Raw genomic sequence first — 15,073 nt, forward strand, 5'->3', positions numbered from 1 at the left:
AGATGGATACGCGCCCCTATTACGAGCCTCGGGCCAATGGCGTCGAACGCGTCCCCACGGCGCTGCAGATGTTTCTGACCTCGCCGCGCCTGATGCGAGCAGATCACTGGCATGCGCAGGTGGAGGTGAACTACATCGTTCGCGGCTGGGCGCATTACCATATGGCTGGCCACCAAGCCCGGTTCGCAGCCGGTGACTTTGCACTGTTCTGGGGCGGGCAGCCGCACCGTCTCGACGACGCCTCCGACGATCTCATCTATGCGGGCGGTCATCTGCCGCTGGTGCATTTCTTCCGGCTGCGCCTGCCGGCCGATGTCCAAGCGCGGTTGATGCAGGGGGCAACGCTGGTCTCCGGCGCCACCGACGCAGCCGACCCGGTCAATTTCGAGCGCTGGCTGGACTACACAAGATCGGGCGACCCGATGAAGGCCAGCCTGGCGGTCGATGAGCTGCTGTTGCGGATCGAGCGCCTGCGCTTCTCGCCCTATCGCCTGCTGCCTGAGACGCAGCCCATCGCCGATGCCGGGGGACTGGATCCGCATATCTCGCCCATCGTCGTGCGCATCTGCGACTTCATAGCCGACAATTTCCGCGAGGAGATCGACTCCGTCGACATTGCGGTGGCCGCCGATATCCACCCCAAATACGCCATGACCGTCTTCAAGAAATGCACGGGCATGACCCTCAACGACTATATCAACCTCATGCGCCTGTCCTATGCGCAGGCCCTGTTGATGAAGGAAGAGGCGAGCGTTCTGGCGGTGGCGATGGACAGCGGCTTTGGATCGCTCAGCGCCTTCAACAAGTCGTTCCGCAAGATTGCGGGCATGTCGCCCAGCGACTTCCGTCGCGAGGTGCGCAGTCGCCCAGAGGTGGCCCCGGCCCCGTCAATGGCGGTCGATGGCCGCTACAACTGAGGCATTGCATGGGTAGGCGGGGTTGGCTGGCATTGCTGTTTGGCCTCGCTGTCATCGCCGGGCTGACCCTGGTGCGCGCCGCCGACCCCTATGCCCTGGCAGTGGCGCGGGAGACCACGTTCGACGTCTTCCAGCAATTGCGGCCGCGTGAGGTGCCGCAGGAGCTGCCCATCCGGATCATCGACATCGACGAGCCCTCCCTGGCCGAACTGGGGCAGTGGCCCTGGCCGCGCAGCACCATGGCCATTATCGCGGAGCGCCTGACCGAGCTTGGCGCCGCCACGATCGCTTTCGATCTTTTGTTCAGCGAGCCTGACCGGCTCTCGCCGTCCTCCGTGGCGGGGGGCGGAGAGGACTATGACGCGCGCTTTGCCGCGGCGCTGGCCAGGGGCCCCACGGTACTGAGCCTGGCCCAGAGCAGCCGGGCCGCCGCCACGAACCTCGCGCCGAAATCGGGACTGGCCATGACAGGCTCGGACCCGCTGGGCATGCTGCCGGAACTGGGAGGCGCGGCCGAGCCTCTGCCTGCGCTCACCGAAGCGGCCCAGGGGCTCGGCGTGGCCAGCCTCGACCGCAATGGCGCCGGCGTCGCAAGACGCCTGCCCATGCTCTGGCGCAGCGGAAACTCCGTGCTGCCGACCTTGTCCGCCGAAGCCCTGCGTGTTGCCCTGGGTGTGTCGACCCTGGTGGTCATCGGGGACAGCGCCGACGCCGGCACGGTGGAGCAATTGCGTATCGGCGATGTCTCGGTGCCCACCGGGCCGAGCGGCGACATCTGGCTCTACTACCGGCATTTGCCACCGGACATCTACGTCTCCGCCCGCGACCTGCTCTCGGATGACTATCAGGACCTGGCCCCGCTGGTGTCCGGCCAGATCGTGCTGGTGGGCGCCTCTGCCAGTGGCCTGCTCGATATCAGGGCCAGCGCGCTGGGCGTCGCGGTGCCCGGCGTCTCCATCCACGCCCAGGCGCTCGAACAGATGCTGACCGGCACCTATCTGGTTCGGGCCGACTGGGTCGGAGGGCTGGAAATGGCGATCTTCGCGCTGGCCGGACTGCTCATCGTGCTCGCCGTGATCTTCACCGGCCCGATCGCCGGACTGATCGTCTCGCTGGCCATTGGCGGCGTGCTGCTCGGGGCAAGCTGGTGGGCCTTTTCCGTACCCAGGCTCCTGATCGACCCCAGTTTCGCCTTGCTCGGCGCCTTGCTGATCTATGCGGCAATGGCCTTCTTCCGCTTCGCGGTCACCGATGCAGACCGGCGCCGCATCCGCCGCGCCTTCGCCCACTATGTCGAACCCTCGCTGCTGACCCGCATCGAAACCGATAGCCGGCTGCTGCGGCTTGGCGGAGACGTGCGGGAGCTGACAGTGATGTTCTGCGACGTTCGCAACTTCTCGGCCCTGGCCGAACGCACCGAGCCCTCGGCCGTGGTGGCCATTCTCAATCGCTTGTTCGCGGCGCTGGGCGCGGCCATTGTCGAACAGCACGGCACCATCGACAAGTTCATGGGCGACGCGGTGATGGCGTTCTGGAACGCGCCTGTCGAGGTCGAGCGTCACGCCGAGCGGGCCTGCCGCGCCGCGCTTGAGATGCGCGACGCGCTTGACCGGCTCAATGCTTCCGAGCGCGAACCGATCTCGATCGGTATCGGCATTGCTACCGGTCCGGCCCTGGTCGGCAATATGGGCTTTGAGCAACGCTTCGACTATTCCTGCATTGGCGACACCGTCAACGTCGCCAGCCGCATCGAAGGCATGTGCCGCCATGTCGGACACGACATATTGGTGACCGGACAGACCGCCTCGGCCGTCCCGCATCTCGCACTGCTGCCGGCCGGAGCGGTGGAGCTCAAGGGCATGAGCGAGCGGGAGCAGGTTCACATTCTGGTTGGAGACGCCATCACGGCCCAGGGCGCTGCCTTTGCTGCCCTGACCCAGGCCCATGGCCGGCTGCTTGCCGATCTCGCGACGGGCGCTGATCACGCCCAGTCGCTTGACGTCTGCCGACGTGCGGCAATCGCGGTGGATAGCCGCCTGGGACGTTTTTATGCTGCCTGCGTCGAGCGCGCGGGGGACTTTCGGGACGTGTCGGCCGCCTAGACTCGGCCTTGCCCCAGCAAGACCAACGCAATGATCAGCAGTGCACCTATGATCCAGATGGCGCCGGCCAGCAGCGAAAAGCCCTCGATGAAGTCGAGACCGGAATCGTCATTGTAGTCCATCGTGCTGCTCTCCTCTGCTTCAGCATCGCGAAAACGCGTGAACGCCGGTGCTGAATGCAACCGGCGGTTCCTCCGATACGCAGTCAATTACGGGAAGCGGTGCAAGGCAATGGGTCAACAGACGGCGAAGACACGAATTTCGATGCCGCCGGGACGCGGCGCCAATGACGCAACGAAGATGGTGTCGCTGAGCCAGCGATAGGGGCCGTCCGGTGCCTCGAAGCGGGGCGTTGAAAAGAAATAGTACTCTGCCGGGTCGACCGCTTCGCCCCGCCGCAAACGGGCCAGGACGTCCGGCGAAGAGACCCTGAGACCGTCATTGTGGACAAGGATCGGCGTGTCGTCGGCAGTCAGGATCGTGTAGCGCGCCGAAATCTCCGAGGTTCCGTCGGGACGGATCAGGGGCCAGTCCGACCCGCCTGGAAGGATGGTGCCGCTCAGGCGCGGCCCTTCCACCCGTCCCGAGAGGATGGGGATGTGGAGGCGCTCTCCCTGGCCATGGCGACCGGCGCTACGCGCCTGGCCTATTTCGGCCGAAATGGAAAAGGCGAACTCCAGTCGCGGCGTCGAGGGCAGGGGAACACCATCCATGATCAAGTGGCAGACCTGTTCATCTGATCAAGCCAGGAGCACATCCGGCCCAGGTTGTCACGGCTGGCTGCGCAATAGTCCATTGCCCGCAGATAGCCATGAATCAATCCGGCGCCGGTATCGAGCTCTACCGAAACGCCGGATTCACGCAGCTTTGCGGCATAGTCGAGGCCGTCATCTCGGAGCGGATCATACTGCGCGACGGCAACGAAGGCGGGCGGCAGGCCGTCATGGCGTTCGGCCAGCATCGGCGCCGCCAGCGGATTCCGCCGATCCTCGGGATTGGGGCAGTACATGGCGTTCACAGCCGGCATCCCGGCGACACTGAGCAGTGGCGCATGGGCATTCTCGACATAGGCCGGGCGCTGCATTTCGAAATCGACAGCAGGATAAACCAGCAACTGCCCGATGATCCGGATGTCGGAGTCGCGAAACGCCAGTGCCAGGCTAGCCGCGAGATTGGCTCCGGCGCTGTCGCCGCCCACGGCGATCCGCTCCGGGTCGATCCCCAGCGCGCTGGCGTTCGCATTGGCCCAGCGCACAACGTCCTGGCATTGGGTGATAGCGGCCGGAAAGGGATGTTCGGGCGCCAGGGCATAGTCGACGCTGATCACTGTTTGCCGGTTGGCGGCTGCGATGCGTGCCGTGATGTCCCAATGCGTCTCCGGGCTCCCCTGCATCCAGGCCCCGCCATGCATGTAGATGAGGCAGGGCTGTATCTGGTCGCCCTGATGGCGGAAAATGCGGACGCGCACGTCCCCGGCAGCGCTCGGCACCCAATGCTCCGCGGTGGTCTCCACGCCTTCGGGCGTTGGCAGACGCATTTCCCTGGCGATGACCTCGAACAGCGCTCGGCGATCTGCCGGTTTGGCGCCTTGAGGCAGCCGCGACCATTTTTCGTTCCACGCAGCCAGGAACGGCTCCAGTTCAGTGTTCAGCACGAAATCGCCTCCTTCGACCGCCGATCAGGGTCGTTGAATCTAGCGTACTAACCGGTTCGTACATGTCAATGCATGTTGTGCCTGTCCGCAGGTGCGGTGCGGTCGCCGTCCACAGCCCGCTAGGGCCTCGGGCAGTAGCGTGATTTCCCCGTAACTATCAGTTATGGAACAAGAAATTGCCAGATTGGATGTTTGCCGAATGCAATGGACACCCTTCCGTCACGAGCAATATTGACTAAACTAACCAGTTCGTACAAAGTGCTTCCAATGATCCTGGGGCCGCGGACATTCGACGATCGCGGTTGAGCCTGGACTGCGCTGGCGTGCCTTACGCCTGGGGAGGAGACTTTCGTGCCGTTGGTTCATTCTGCCAGCGTTGAGTTGAACAGGACCGCGTCCCGGCCTGCGCTCCGATCGGTATTGGTCGGCCTGGTCGGCGAGAATATCCAGCGGTCCCGTACACCGCGCATGCACATGGCAGAGGGCGGCAGGCAGGGCCTGCACTACACATACACCCTTATCGACACAGCGCATCGAGGGGCCGGCGCTCCGTCAATCGGTGACATACTTTCCTGCGCAAAGCTGTTCGGTTTCGCAGGACTGAACGTCACCTATCCTTTCAAACAGGCGATCATGACCCATCTCGACGACGTCGACGATGGCGCTGCCCGTGTGGGCGCCGTGAACACCGTGGTGTTCCGTGACGGCCGGGCCATTGGTTACAACACCGATCTCTGGGGCTTTGCCCAGGCCTTCCGGTTCGAAATGGCAGGCGCGCCCAACCGAAGCGTGCTTCAGCTCGGGGCGGGAGGCGCCGGGTCGGCCGTTGCCAATGCCCTGGTTGAGTGCGGGGTGAGCGAACTGGTTATCGCCGACATCGATCAAGGGCGGGCCGAGCAACTTGCCGGCCGTTTCGCGAGCGGTGAAACCCATGTCAGGGCGGCTCGGCATGGCGACTTCGCCGACATGGTGTTCGACGGCATCGTCAACACCACACCCGTGGGGATGGATAAATCGCCGGGCCTGCCCATCGATCCTGACCTGCTGCGCCGCCAGACCTGGGTGGCCGATATCGTCTATTTCCCGCTCGAGACGGCACTGCTGGCCAAGGCGCGAGCGCTCGGATGCCGGACCATGTCGGGCGCTGGAATGGCCGTGTTCCAGGCGGTCAAGGCTTTCGAGCTGTTCACCGGCCTGCCGGCAGACGCCGACGCCATGCGGGTGACGTTCGAGTCCTTCGGAACAGAGAATTCTCCGGTCAGTCAGCCGGGGTGAGGAGAGTGTCCGGGGCCCTTGGCGCCGGCATGGAATGCAAAAGGGAGGAACCAATGCGTTCGATCAATACGACAATCAAGACCGGCTTCGGAGCGCTGGCTGTGGCCCTCATGGCCACGACCAGTTTCGCTCAGGACAAGGTCGAGCTGATCTATTCCGACACGGTCGCCGAGACCGACATTCGCAGTGAGCTGCTCCGGACCGAGTTCGGGGGGTGTCTCGGCGACGAATTCGATTTCAAGCCCTATTTTGGCGCCACCCTGTTCAAGCAGGGCACCGAACTGACCGCGATGCAGCGCGGCAATCTCGACATGGCGGGCCTCGCCATCTACGACTTCCAGAACCAGGTGCCGGCCACCAGCATTCTGGGCGCTGCCTATCTCTATCGGGATTACGACCACCTGCGGGCGGTAACGCATTCCGATGTCCTCGACGATCTCTGGGCCTCCGTGGAGAGCGAGGCCGGCGTAAAGGTTCTCGCCAACCCCTATATTGGCACGCGCCATGTCAATCTGCGCGGCGACAAGAAGATCATGACTCCTGCCGATCTCGCCGGCGTCAAGCTGCGCATGCCCGGTGGCGAAGGTTGGCAGTTCGTAGGCGAGGCCCTCGGCGCCAGCCCCACGCCCATGGCCTTCACGGAAGTCTATACGGGCCTGCAGACAGGCGCGATCGATGGACAGGACAATCCGCTCCCGGCCGACAAGTCGATGAAATTCTACGAAGTCACCGACCAGATCATTCTCACTGGCCACCTGATTGCCAACAACCAGTTCGCCATTTCCATGTCCAAGTGGAACAGCCTCACCGAGGCCCAGCAGGCCAAGGTGCAGGAGTGTGCCCTCAAATTCGAGGCCGCGCTCGACAAGACAACCCTTGAACAGGAGGCCGTGCTGGTGGACTTCTTCAAGGGCGAAGGGCTTGACGTCTACGAGCCTGACAAGACCGCGTTCCGCGATCACGTGCTCGCGGAATACCTGAACTCCGAATTTTCCAAGGACTGGCCCGAGGGCCTCCTGGACAAGATCAACGCGCTCTAGAACGCGTTGAACTCATCCCCGGCCAATGCTCTCCTCGTTCCTGGTGAGCATCGGGAAGGCGGCCCGACCTGCGCCAAGGCGGGACCGTCTTCCCCCGGGGACGTCCCAAAGTTCCCGCCATCCGGTGGCGGGAACAGCATGCCATGCCTGTCGAGGTCATACCATGAACCAGTTGGCCAGTCTCTGGAGCCGCCTGCACAGGGTCGCAGAGCTTTTCGTCGTCCTGCTGTTGGCCAGCATGTTCGGAAGCTTTCTGATCCAGATCGTCTTCCGCTATTTCCTCAACCTGCCACTGGGCTGGACGGTGGAATATGTGACGGTCGCCTGGCTGTGGGGCATCCTGTTCGGTTATGCCTTCGTGCTGCGCGACGAGGAGGTGATCCGGCTCGACATTATCCATGCAGCCGTGCCCCGCCCGGTGCAGCGCTTCATGGATTTCACGGCCGCCGCCATCGTTGCCGCCATTCTCCTGTGGTCGCTGCCCGACATCTACGGCTACGTGACCTTCATGAAGGTGGAAAAGACCGCCTTCCTCCACATTCGCTTCGATATCCTGTTCGCGATCTACATCCCCTTCGTTCTGGCCGTTGTCGCGCGCAGCCTCCGCACCTGCTGGCGCGCCCTGACTGGCGCCGGATACACCAATTCCGCGCCTTCTGCATCCGAGGTTGCCGAGCATGTTTGACCCCTTTGTCTGGGCCCTTGCGCTCATCGCGCTGCTGTCCCTGTTCGGCTATTCGATAGGTATTTCGATGCTGGTCGGCTCCATCGTGTTTCTCGCAGGCCGTGGGTTTGACACCTCGATTGCCTCGGAAACCCTGCTCCAGGGCCTGTTCAACAGCTACACGCTCCTCTCTATTCCGCTCTTCATTCTGGCCGCCGACATCATGAATGCCGGCTCCCTGGCCGACCGCCTGCTGCGCTTCTCGCAGGCCGTGGTCGGTCGCTTTCGGGGTGGGCTGGGGCATGTCAACGTGTTTTCCAGCCTCATCTTCTCGGGCATGTCGGGCTCCGCTATCGCCGACGCCGTGGGCATGGGGCGCATCATCATCAACATGATGACCAGGAATGGCCAATACAGCCCGTCCTACGCTGCTGCGATCACGGCGGCCTCAGCCACCATAGGGCCGATCATACCGCCCTCCATCCCCATGGTGCTCTATGCCCTGGTTTCCGATACATCGATCGGCTATCTCTTCGCCGCCGGCATCCTGCCGGGCCTGCTCATGGGCCTGGTACTGATGGCCATGAACGCCTTCATCGCCACCCGCCGCAACTTTCCTCGCGACGAGTCGGTGGCGCTCCGGGACATCCCCGTCACCACCTTCCGTGCCGTCCCGGCGCTGCTCCTGCCGGTCATCCTGCTGGGCGGCATCTATGGTGGCATCATGACCCCCACAGAGGCCGCCGCCGTCGCCGCCTTCTACGCCTTGGCCGTATCCGTTGTTGTCTATCGCTCGGTCAGTGCCGGTCAGTTCTTCACGACCCTGCTCAACAGTGCGCGCTCCACCGCATCGGTGGGTGTTCTGATCGCGGGGGCTCTGGCCTTCAACTACGTGATTACGCGCCAGGATGTGCCGGCCAGCCTTGCCGGCTTCATCCAGCAATTCGACCTCTCGCCCATCGGCTTCCTGCTGGTGATGAACCTGCTCCTGCTCGTGCTTGGCTGTGTTCTCGAAGGGGGTGCCATCCTGCTGATCATCGTGCCCATCTTCGTGCCGACCGCACAGGCGCTGGGAATTGACCTGCTGCATTTCGGCGTCGTGGTGGTGGTCAACACAATGATCGGCCTGGTGACGCCGCCCTATGGGCTGCTGCTCTTCGTGGTCGCGAACATCACCCGGCAGCCCGTGGGCGCGATCGTGCGAGAGCTAACGCCCTTCCTGATCGCCCTGCTGGGAGCGCTCGCTTTCATCACCTTCGTGCCCGACTTCGTGCTCTTTGTGCCGCGTTTGCTGGGCTATCGAGGATAGCGTCAGGCGGAACCGCTGAGCGCTTTCTGGAGGAAGGTTCTTGTGCGGCCCTGCGGAAAATTCGGCAACGTTCCGAACGGAGTGTAGCCGGCGCGCTGGTAGACATGGAGCGCATGGGGATTGAAGGTGTCGATATAGGCGCCGTGGCAGCCGCGCTGGCGTGCTTCACCTTCCGCCGCTGCCAGCATCGTGCCAGCCAGCTTCTTTCCGCGCTGATCCTCGGCCACCCAGAGCCATTGCACATAGAGCCAGCCCCAGGCCGTGTAGCCGGAAATGCCGGCCACAATCTCTCCAGCGTCATTGCGCACCAATACGGCCAGGGGCCGACGCTCCGATGGCCCCACATCGGCTTCGTTGAACGCCGTCAGGTGCCGGCCGATGACCTCCAGGTCATCAGCCCTCGGCGTTCCCGATACTTCCAGGCTCAACCCGTCCATGTCAGGCCGCGAGCATGCCGCCAGTCAGCGGGTGTGGCGCCCCCGTCGTGGTCGGGAAGCTGATCGGCAGGTCGCGCAGCACGCGCACCGCGAGGAAAGCGAAGCACTCCGCCTCGATGGCGTCGCCGCGCCAGCCCACGGCTTCGGCCGGTACGGCGTCGACGTTGGCTCGCGTCTTCAACATGGCCATGATCGCCGGATTGTGCCGCCCCCCGCCGCAGACGATCAGCCTGTCCGGTCGCGATGGCAGCAGGTCCAGCGCCTTGCCGACGGCCCCCGTGGTGAAGGCGGTGAGCGTTGCAGCACCGTCTTCGGCGCCAAGCCCGTCTGCCATGCTGGCCAGGAAGTCGAAGCGGTCGAGCGATTTGGGGTAGGGGGCCGACAGGTAGGGATGGGTCAGCAGTCGCGCCAACCGCTCCTCATCGACCGTGCCGCGCAGGGCCATCTCGCCATTGCGATCCATGTCCCCCAGGCCAAGGCCCTTGATGAAGTCATTGATGGGGGCATTGGCCGGCCCGGTATCGAAGGCCACCAGCGTATCGGCGCCATCCCAGAAGGTGACATTGGCGACACCGCCAAGGTTGAGAACGGCCGTCTTGCCGTCGGTCGCGCCAATCTTGCGCAGGAGCGCCTGGTGATAGAGCGCCGCCAGCGGCGCGCCCTGGCCACCGGCGCGCACATCGGCCGAGCGGAAATCATAGGCGGTCTTGATGCCGGTCAGCTCGCGCATGAGAGCGCCATTGCCCAATTGGCGGGTGGCGCCAATGCGGCCCGGCTGCGGCGCGCGGTGCAATACCGACTGGCCGTGGAACCCGATGATCCCGACATCCTCGGGGCGCAGTCCGGCCTGCCTGACTAGGTTGAGCACCGCTGCGGACTGGGCGCGGGTCAGCGCATCCTCTGCCTGCTTGAAGATTGCCGGTTCCGGCCCCTCGAAATTCCACTTGCGGGCCTGAGCCAGAGTTTCTTCCAAAAGGTCGCGAATGGACTGCGGGTAGGGCGCCAGGGTGTAAGCGCCAAAACTGTCGATGGATTCGCCGTCCGTGCGCAGCAGCGCCACATCGATATTGCCGTCGAGCACGGTGCCCGTCATCAGTCCGATGGCCCAGATCGGCTCCATTGCAGTCTCCTTATTGGGCATTGATGCAATCCCCGACGGCGCGGCGCAGCGCAATGATGCCGCTATCGAAATGTCGCGTTGGATGCACCCGGTTGGTCAGGAGGGTCCAGGCCTGGCCCTTCTCGAAATCGATCCAGAGGCCAGTGCCGGTAAAGCCGGTATGGCCGATGGTCCGGGGCGAGCAGTGTTCTCCCCCAGACCAACCCTCATAGGGGCGCTCCCAGCCATGGGTCCGGCGACCTGACAAGGGTGTGCGGATCAGGGCATCGGCGCCAGCGCTGGCAAGTTTGGAGGCGGCAAAGTCGAGCACGCTGTCTACCGTGCCGAACAGGCCCGCATGGCCTGCGCCCTGCAGCGCCGAGCAATTGTCGTCATGCACCTCGCCCACCAGCACGCGATGGCGCCAGTAGCAGTCCTCGGTAGCTGCCGCTTCGGAGGGATCGGCGAACCAGGCAAAGCCCGGGCCGGGGTCCATCTGACGGATCCACTCGCCTTCGATGCGCTCGAGCGCCAGGCCCAGCAGGATAAAGTTGATGTCCGAATAGACAGAGGGTCCAGCCGGGAACTCGTGCTGCAACAGGAAAGTGCGCAACAGGTCCGGATCACGCCCATAAGTATAGAGGGGAAAGACCGCCGGAAACGGTGTCTGGTGCCCCAGACACTGCCGGAAGGTCACCTTGCGCTCCCAATTGTCGAGATTGTAGTGCCGATAATCAGGCAAAACCGAGGTGAGGGGCGCGTCGAGATCGATCCGGCCACTCTCCGCAAGCGCCAGGATTCGCTCGGTGGTGAACAGCACCTTGGTCAGCGAGGCGAGGTCGAACCAGGTCACTGCGCGCATTGGCCTGCTGGTTGGAACGGTCTGCGCCTGACCCAGGGCGCGCACGGCACGATTGCCGGCGCCATCGATCATCCCGAGCACCCCGCCGGGAATGCGGCCGGCCTCGATGGCCGCCGCCAGCGGGGCAAAGGCCCGGTCCAGCCGGACGTCAAGTTCCGTCATGGTGTTTCCTCGAGTCGGACACGGTGGTCTTGCCCGTTGTCATGCCAAAGCGCCGGCGGTGGCTCGTAGCCTGGCGGACGGACAAGCGAGGGCACCTGTGTCATGTCGACGGCGAAGTGCTGCTTGCGCCGCTCGATCGCCGGCACGGCAGCAATCAGCCGCTTGGTGTAACTATGCTGCGGATCGGCCAACACGGCGCGGGCGTCGCCAATTTCCACGATCTGGCCGGCAAACATCACGGCGATGCGGTGCGCAATGCGTTCGACCACGGCCATGTCGTGGGAAATGAAGAGATAGGCGAGACCAAACTCGCGCTGCAGGTCGACCAGAAGCTCCAGAACCCGGGCCTGCACCGAGACGTCGAGGGCCGACACTGCCTCGTCCAGCACCACCACATCGGGGTTGAGCATCAGCGCCCGTGCGATGCACAACCTTTGCCGCTGGCCGCCGGAGAACTGGTGCGGGTAGCGCGTTAGGGCGTCCCTGGGCAGTCCGACGCGGTCGAGCAGAAAATGCATCCGCTCCCGAAGATCGGCGTCCGGACGCTGGCCATTGGCAATGGCTGGCTCTGCCAACAGCGCTTCGACATCAAGACGCGGATTGAGTGAGGCGAACGGGTCCTGGAACACCATCTGGACCGGCCGCCTGGAATGACCCGAACCGGCTTGGATCTGTCCGCGGTGCGGGGTGTTGAGGTTGAGCAGAGCTCTTGCGGTAGTGGACTTGCCACAACCGCTTTCGCCGACAATGGCCAGGGTCTCGCCGGGCATCAGGTCGAAGCTGACCCCGTCCACGGCATGGATAGCGCCCTTCGGTCCGAACCAGGCCCTGCCAACGGGGAAGCGGACGACTAGGTCATCGACCTTGACGATCGGATCGATGGTTTCCTGCCGGGTGCCGTCGCTGCGCACAGCCTTGCCGGAGGTGAAGTGCGGAACCGCGCGCAGCAGGTGGCGCGTGTATTCGTGCTGAGGATCGTCGAGGACGGCGCCGGTGTCGTTCTGCTCGACCGCGACGCCATTCTGCATGACCATGATGCGGTCGGCGATGCCGGCGACCAGCCCGATATCATGGGTGATGAAGATCATCGACATGCCGGTTTCGGCCCGCAATTCGGCCAGGAGTGCCATGATCTGCGCCTGCACCGTGACATCGAGGGCAGTCGTAGGCTCGTCGGCGATCAACAGGCGCGGGCTCGATGCCAGTGCCATCGCGATCATCACCCGCTGGCGCATGCCGCCCGAGAGCTGATGCGGATAATAATCCAGGCGTGATTTCGCGTCGGGGATGCGGACGCGTCCTAGCACTTCCAGACTGGCCCGGTGCGCTGCAGCGCCGGTCAGTCCCTTGGAGAGGCGGAACGCCTCCGAGATCTGTGCGCCGATGGTGTGCACGGGATTGAGCGACGTCATCGGCTCCTGGAAGATCATCCCGACATCGCGGCCGCGAATGCCAAGCAGGGTTCTTTCGTTTGCGCGCACCACATCCAGGCTGGAGCCATCGCTGCGGGTGAGCTTGATCGAACCCGAGGTGATACGGCCGCCACCGAAATCCACCAGCCGGTTGATGGATAGGGCCGTCACCGACTTGCCGGAGCCGGACTCGCCGACAATGGCCAGCGTTTCGCCGGCATTGAGGTCGAAGCTGACACCCTTGACCACTTCATTGGCCTTGTGGTCGCGGCCGAAGCCGACGCGCAAATCGCGGACGGAGAGCAGGGGGGTCATGCTTCCCTCCTTTGGGTACGCGGGTCGAGAATGTCGCGCAGGGCGTCACCCGTCAGGTTGAAGCCGAGAATGCCCAGCATGATGGTGAGGGCCGGGAAGATCATCAGCCAGGGGGCGTGCTGCATAAGGTTGCGGCTTTCCGCCAGCATCAGCCCGAGCGAGGGGGTCGGTGGCTGCGTGCCCAGGCCGAGAAAGCTCAGGCCCGCCTCGGTCAGCAAGGCCCAGGCCAGCGCCAGTGTCACCTGCACGGCGAGCGGTGCCACCAAGTTGAGCAGCAAGTGCCGCGTCAGCACGTAGAACTGCGAACTGCCGAAGGTGCGGGCCGCGTCCACGAAGTCGCGCTGCTTGAGCGACAGGGCCGGGCCGCGAACGACGCGCGCAAAGATCGGGGTGTAGACGATGGCGATGGCGGCCACGCTGGTCATGGTGCCAGGCCCGACTATGGCGATGATCAGCAGCGCCAGGAGGATCGCCGGGAAGGCAAGCAGCACATCCATGACGCGCATGAAGATGCCATCCCAGATACCCCCCCACCAGGCGGAAAGCAGGCCTATGATGGTCCCGGCGAGGGTGGCGCAGGCCACCGAGGCAAAGGCGATCAGCATGGACTGCCGGATGCCCACCATCAGGCGGCTGAAGGCATCGCGGCCCAACAGGTCGGTACCGAACCAGTAGCCGCCGCTCGGCGCCTTCAGCCGGTCGATGGGGAACATTTTGAGCGGGTCATGGGGTGTCAGGCCCAGCGTTCCGAGGATCGCGGCGAGCACATAGATTCCGATGATCACCAGGCCGATACGGCCCGAGGGATGGCGGAAAAGGGCGGAGAACAGCTTGCCCATCAGCGCCTCCCGATCCGGATGCGGGGATCGAGGGCGACATAGGCGAGATCGACCAGCAGATTGACCACCAGGAAGTTGAAGGCGATGAACAGGACCGTGCCCTGCACCAGCGCATAGTCGCGCTGGGTGATGGCATCGAGAACGAGACGCCCCAGGCCGGGCAGGGCGAAAATCTGCTCGACGATGACCGCGCCGCCCAGCAGGTAGCCGAATTCGACGCCCGAGAGCGTGACCACGGGAATGAGTGCATTGGGCAGGGCGTGATGCCAGATCACGCTTGCCGGGGTCGCGCCCTTGGACCGGGCCGTGCGTACGTAATCGTCGCTGAGCACGTCGAGCATGGACGAGCGGGAGATGCGCGTTACCGAGGCGGCGAAGGCAAAGCCGAGGGTGATCGCGGGGAAAATCAGCTGCCCGATGCTGGCCAGTGGGTCGACCAGGAGTGGCGTGAAGGTGCCCATGGCCGGCACGAAGCCGAAATAGACCGACAGCACATAGATGATGAGAATGCCGATGACGAAGCTCGGTGTCGACTGGCCCAGCATGGCCAGGACGCGCACCACCAGGTCGCTCGGACGCTCATTGCGCGACGCCGCGAGAACGCCCAGCGGCACGCCGACACCCAGGGCGATGACCATCGACATCAGCGACAGCTGCAGGGTGAGCGGGAAGCGCTCGAGAATGACAGCGAGGACCGGCTTGCCGTAGATCGAGGATATACCCAGATCGCCCTGGACCAGGCCGCCCAGCCAGCGCAGATATTGCGCCCAGACAGGTTGGTCGATGCCGAAATAGGCGGCAAGTGCCGCGCGCTGGTCGGGGGTGAGCAACCCTGCCTCAGTGCCGAGCATCGCGGTAATGGCGTCGCCCGGCACGAGACGGATCGACACGAAGACCAGCACGGATACCCCGAGCAGGATCAGCGGAAAGGTCAGCAGGCGCTGAACCACATAACTCATGGACGTGACCCGAAAGGCGGGACCGGC

Annotated in this window: 15 protein-coding genes; 6 read left to right on the plus strand and 9 right to left on the minus strand. The window is 64.2% G+C overall.

Annotated elements, in window-relative coordinates; all coding sequences use genetic code 11:
- Positions 1-2 precede the first annotated feature (2 nt).
- Complete coding sequence (locus tag K1X15_RS06290) at positions 3-917, plus strand: helix-turn-helix domain-containing protein (RefSeq protein WP_220306645.1); 915 nt, start codon at positions 3-5, stop codon at positions 915-917.
- Positions 918-925: 8 nt separating this feature from the next.
- Positions 926-3,019, plus strand: coding sequence for a CHASE2 domain-containing protein (locus K1X15_RS06295; protein WP_220306646.1), 2,094 nt, complete (start codon positions 926-928; stop codon positions 3,017-3,019).
- Here K1X15_RS06295 and K1X15_RS21405 read toward each other — a convergent pair.
- The 3 genes from K1X15_RS21405 to K1X15_RS06305 all read right to left on the minus strand — a co-directional run bounded on the left by K1X15_RS21405 (position 3,016) and on the right by K1X15_RS06305 (position 4,673).
- Entirely contained in the window at positions 3,016-3,141 is a 126-nt protein-coding gene (locus tag K1X15_RS21405; protein WP_276315313.1) for a hypothetical protein, read from the minus strand. The two genes, K1X15_RS06295 and K1X15_RS21405, sit on opposite strands and share 4 nt — an antisense overlap.
- 114 nt (positions 3,142-3,255) lie before the next feature.
- Entirely contained in the window at positions 3,256-3,732 is a 477-nt protein-coding gene (locus K1X15_RS06300) for a DUF3237 domain-containing protein (RefSeq protein ID WP_220306647.1), read from the minus strand.
- 2 nt (positions 3,733-3,734) lie between these two features.
- Positions 3,735-4,673, minus strand: a complete 939-nt coding sequence (locus K1X15_RS06305) for an alpha/beta hydrolase (protein ID WP_220306648.1) — start codon at positions 4,671-4,673, stop codon at positions 3,735-3,737.
- 351 nt (positions 4,674-5,024) lie between these two features.
- Between K1X15_RS06305 and K1X15_RS06310 the strand changes: the two genes are divergently transcribed.
- The 4 genes from K1X15_RS06310 to K1X15_RS06325 all read left to right on the plus strand — a co-directional run bounded on the left by K1X15_RS06310 (position 5,025) and on the right by K1X15_RS06325 (position 8,961).
- Entirely contained in the window at positions 5,025-5,948 is a 924-nt protein-coding gene (locus tag K1X15_RS06310; RefSeq protein ID WP_338033491.1) for a shikimate dehydrogenase, read from the plus strand.
- Between the two features lie 53 nt (positions 5,949-6,001).
- Entirely contained in the window at positions 6,002-6,988 is a 987-nt protein-coding gene (dctP, locus tag K1X15_RS06315; RefSeq protein WP_220306649.1) for a TRAP transporter substrate-binding protein DctP, read from the plus strand.
- Positions 6,989-7,151: 163 nt separating this feature from the next.
- Positions 7,152-7,673: a TRAP transporter small permease gene (locus tag K1X15_RS06320; protein WP_220306650.1), complete on the plus strand. Its 522-nt coding sequence runs from the start codon at positions 7,152-7,154 to the stop codon at positions 7,671-7,673.
- The gene (locus tag K1X15_RS06325; protein ID WP_220306651.1) at positions 7,666-8,961 is read left to right on the plus strand and encodes a TRAP transporter large permease; all 1,296 of its coding nucleotides are present in this window, start codon (positions 7,666-7,668) and stop codon (positions 8,959-8,961) included. The genes K1X15_RS06320 and K1X15_RS06325 overlap by 8 nt, the downstream gene beginning before the upstream one ends.
- A 2-nt stretch (positions 8,962-8,963) precedes the next feature.
- On the opposite strand, the gene K1X15_RS06330 is transcribed toward K1X15_RS06325, so the two are convergent.
- Genes K1X15_RS06330 through K1X15_RS06355 form a run of 6 tightly spaced genes read right to left on the minus strand, consistent with a single transcriptional unit; the run spans position 8,964 to position 15,046 of the window.
- Positions 8,964-9,398 carry a GNAT family N-acetyltransferase gene (locus K1X15_RS06330; protein ID WP_220306652.1) on the minus strand — a complete coding sequence of 145 codons (435 nt, stop codon included), beginning with the start codon at positions 9,396-9,398 and terminating at the stop codon, positions 8,964-8,966.
- Position 9,399: 1 nt separating this feature from the next.
- Positions 9,400-10,518 (minus strand): anhydro-N-acetylmuramic acid kinase, encoded by a 1,119-nt coding sequence (locus K1X15_RS06335; RefSeq protein ID WP_220306653.1) that lies wholly within the window; start codon positions 10,516-10,518, stop codon positions 9,400-9,402.
- A 10-nt stretch (positions 10,519-10,528) separates the two neighbouring features.
- Positions 10,529-11,521 carry a serine hydrolase domain-containing protein gene (locus K1X15_RS06340; protein WP_220306654.1) on the minus strand — a complete coding sequence of 331 codons (993 nt, stop codon included), beginning with the start codon at positions 11,519-11,521 and terminating at the stop codon, positions 10,529-10,531.
- Positions 11,518-13,248 carry an ABC transporter ATP-binding protein gene (locus tag K1X15_RS06345; protein ID WP_220306655.1) on the minus strand — a complete coding sequence of 577 codons (1,731 nt, stop codon included), beginning with the start codon at positions 13,246-13,248 and terminating at the stop codon, positions 11,518-11,520. The genes K1X15_RS06340 and K1X15_RS06345 overlap by 4 nt, the downstream gene beginning before the upstream one ends.
- Positions 13,245-14,087 (minus strand): ABC transporter permease, encoded by an 843-nt coding sequence (locus tag K1X15_RS06350; protein ID WP_220306656.1) that lies wholly within the window; start codon positions 14,085-14,087, stop codon positions 13,245-13,247. The genes K1X15_RS06345 and K1X15_RS06350 overlap by 4 nt, the downstream gene beginning before the upstream one ends.
- The gene (locus K1X15_RS06355; protein ID WP_220306657.1) at positions 14,087-15,046 is read right to left on the minus strand and encodes an ABC transporter permease; all 960 of its coding nucleotides are present in this window, start codon (positions 15,044-15,046) and stop codon (positions 14,087-14,089) included. The genes K1X15_RS06350 and K1X15_RS06355 overlap by 1 nt, the downstream gene beginning before the upstream one ends.
- Positions 15,047-15,073: the final 27 nt, after the last annotated feature.

The organism is Devosia salina (assembly GCF_019504385.1).
GTDB classification, from domain to species: Bacteria; Pseudomonadota; Alphaproteobacteria; order Rhizobiales; family Devosiaceae; genus Devosia; species Devosia salina.

Bases quoted from the DNA above. Each gene is read 5' to 3' on its own strand.
- K1X15_RS06295 (WP_220306646.1), top strand. From the start codon at position 926: ATGGGTAGGCGGGGTTGGCTGGCATTGCTGTTTGGCCTCGCTGTCATC.
- K1X15_RS06335 (WP_220306653.1), bottom strand. From the start codon at position 10,518: ATGGAGCCGATCTGGGCCATCGGACTGATGACGGGCACCGTGCTCGAC.
- K1X15_RS06300 (WP_220306647.1), bottom strand. From the start codon at position 3,732: ATGGATGGTGTTCCCCTGCCCTCGACGCCGCGACTGGAGTTCGCCTTT.
- dctP (WP_220306649.1), top strand. From the start codon at position 6,002: ATGCGTTCGATCAATACGACAATCAAGACCGGCTTCGGAGCGCTGGCT.
- K1X15_RS06350 (WP_220306656.1), bottom strand. From the start codon at position 14,087: ATGGGCAAGCTGTTCTCCGCCCTTTTCCGCCATCCCTCGGGCCGTATC.
- K1X15_RS06290 (WP_220306645.1), top strand. From the start codon at position 3: ATGGATACGCGCCCCTATTACGAGCCTCGGGCCAATGGCGTCGAACGC.
- K1X15_RS06325 (WP_220306651.1), top strand. From the start codon at position 7,666: ATGTTTGACCCCTTTGTCTGGGCCCTTGCGCTCATCGCGCTGCTGTCC.
- K1X15_RS06355 (WP_220306657.1), bottom strand. From the start codon at position 15,046: ATGAGTTATGTGGTTCAGCGCCTGCTGACCTTTCCGCTGATCCTGCTC.
- K1X15_RS06320 (WP_220306650.1), top strand. From the start codon at position 7,152: ATGAACCAGTTGGCCAGTCTCTGGAGCCGCCTGCACAGGGTCGCAGAG.
- K1X15_RS21405 (WP_276315313.1), bottom strand. From the start codon at position 3,141: ATGGACTACAATGACGATTCCGGTCTCGACTTCATCGAGGGCTTTTCG.
- K1X15_RS06340 (WP_220306654.1), bottom strand. From the start codon at position 11,521: ATGACGGAACTTGACGTCCGGCTGGACCGGGCCTTTGCCCCGCTGGCG.
- K1X15_RS06330 (WP_220306652.1), bottom strand. From the start codon at position 9,398: ATGGACGGGTTGAGCCTGGAAGTATCGGGAACGCCGAGGGCTGATGAC.
- K1X15_RS06345 (WP_220306655.1), bottom strand. From the start codon at position 13,248: ATGACCCCCCTGCTCTCCGTCCGCGATTTGCGCGTCGGCTTCGGCCGC.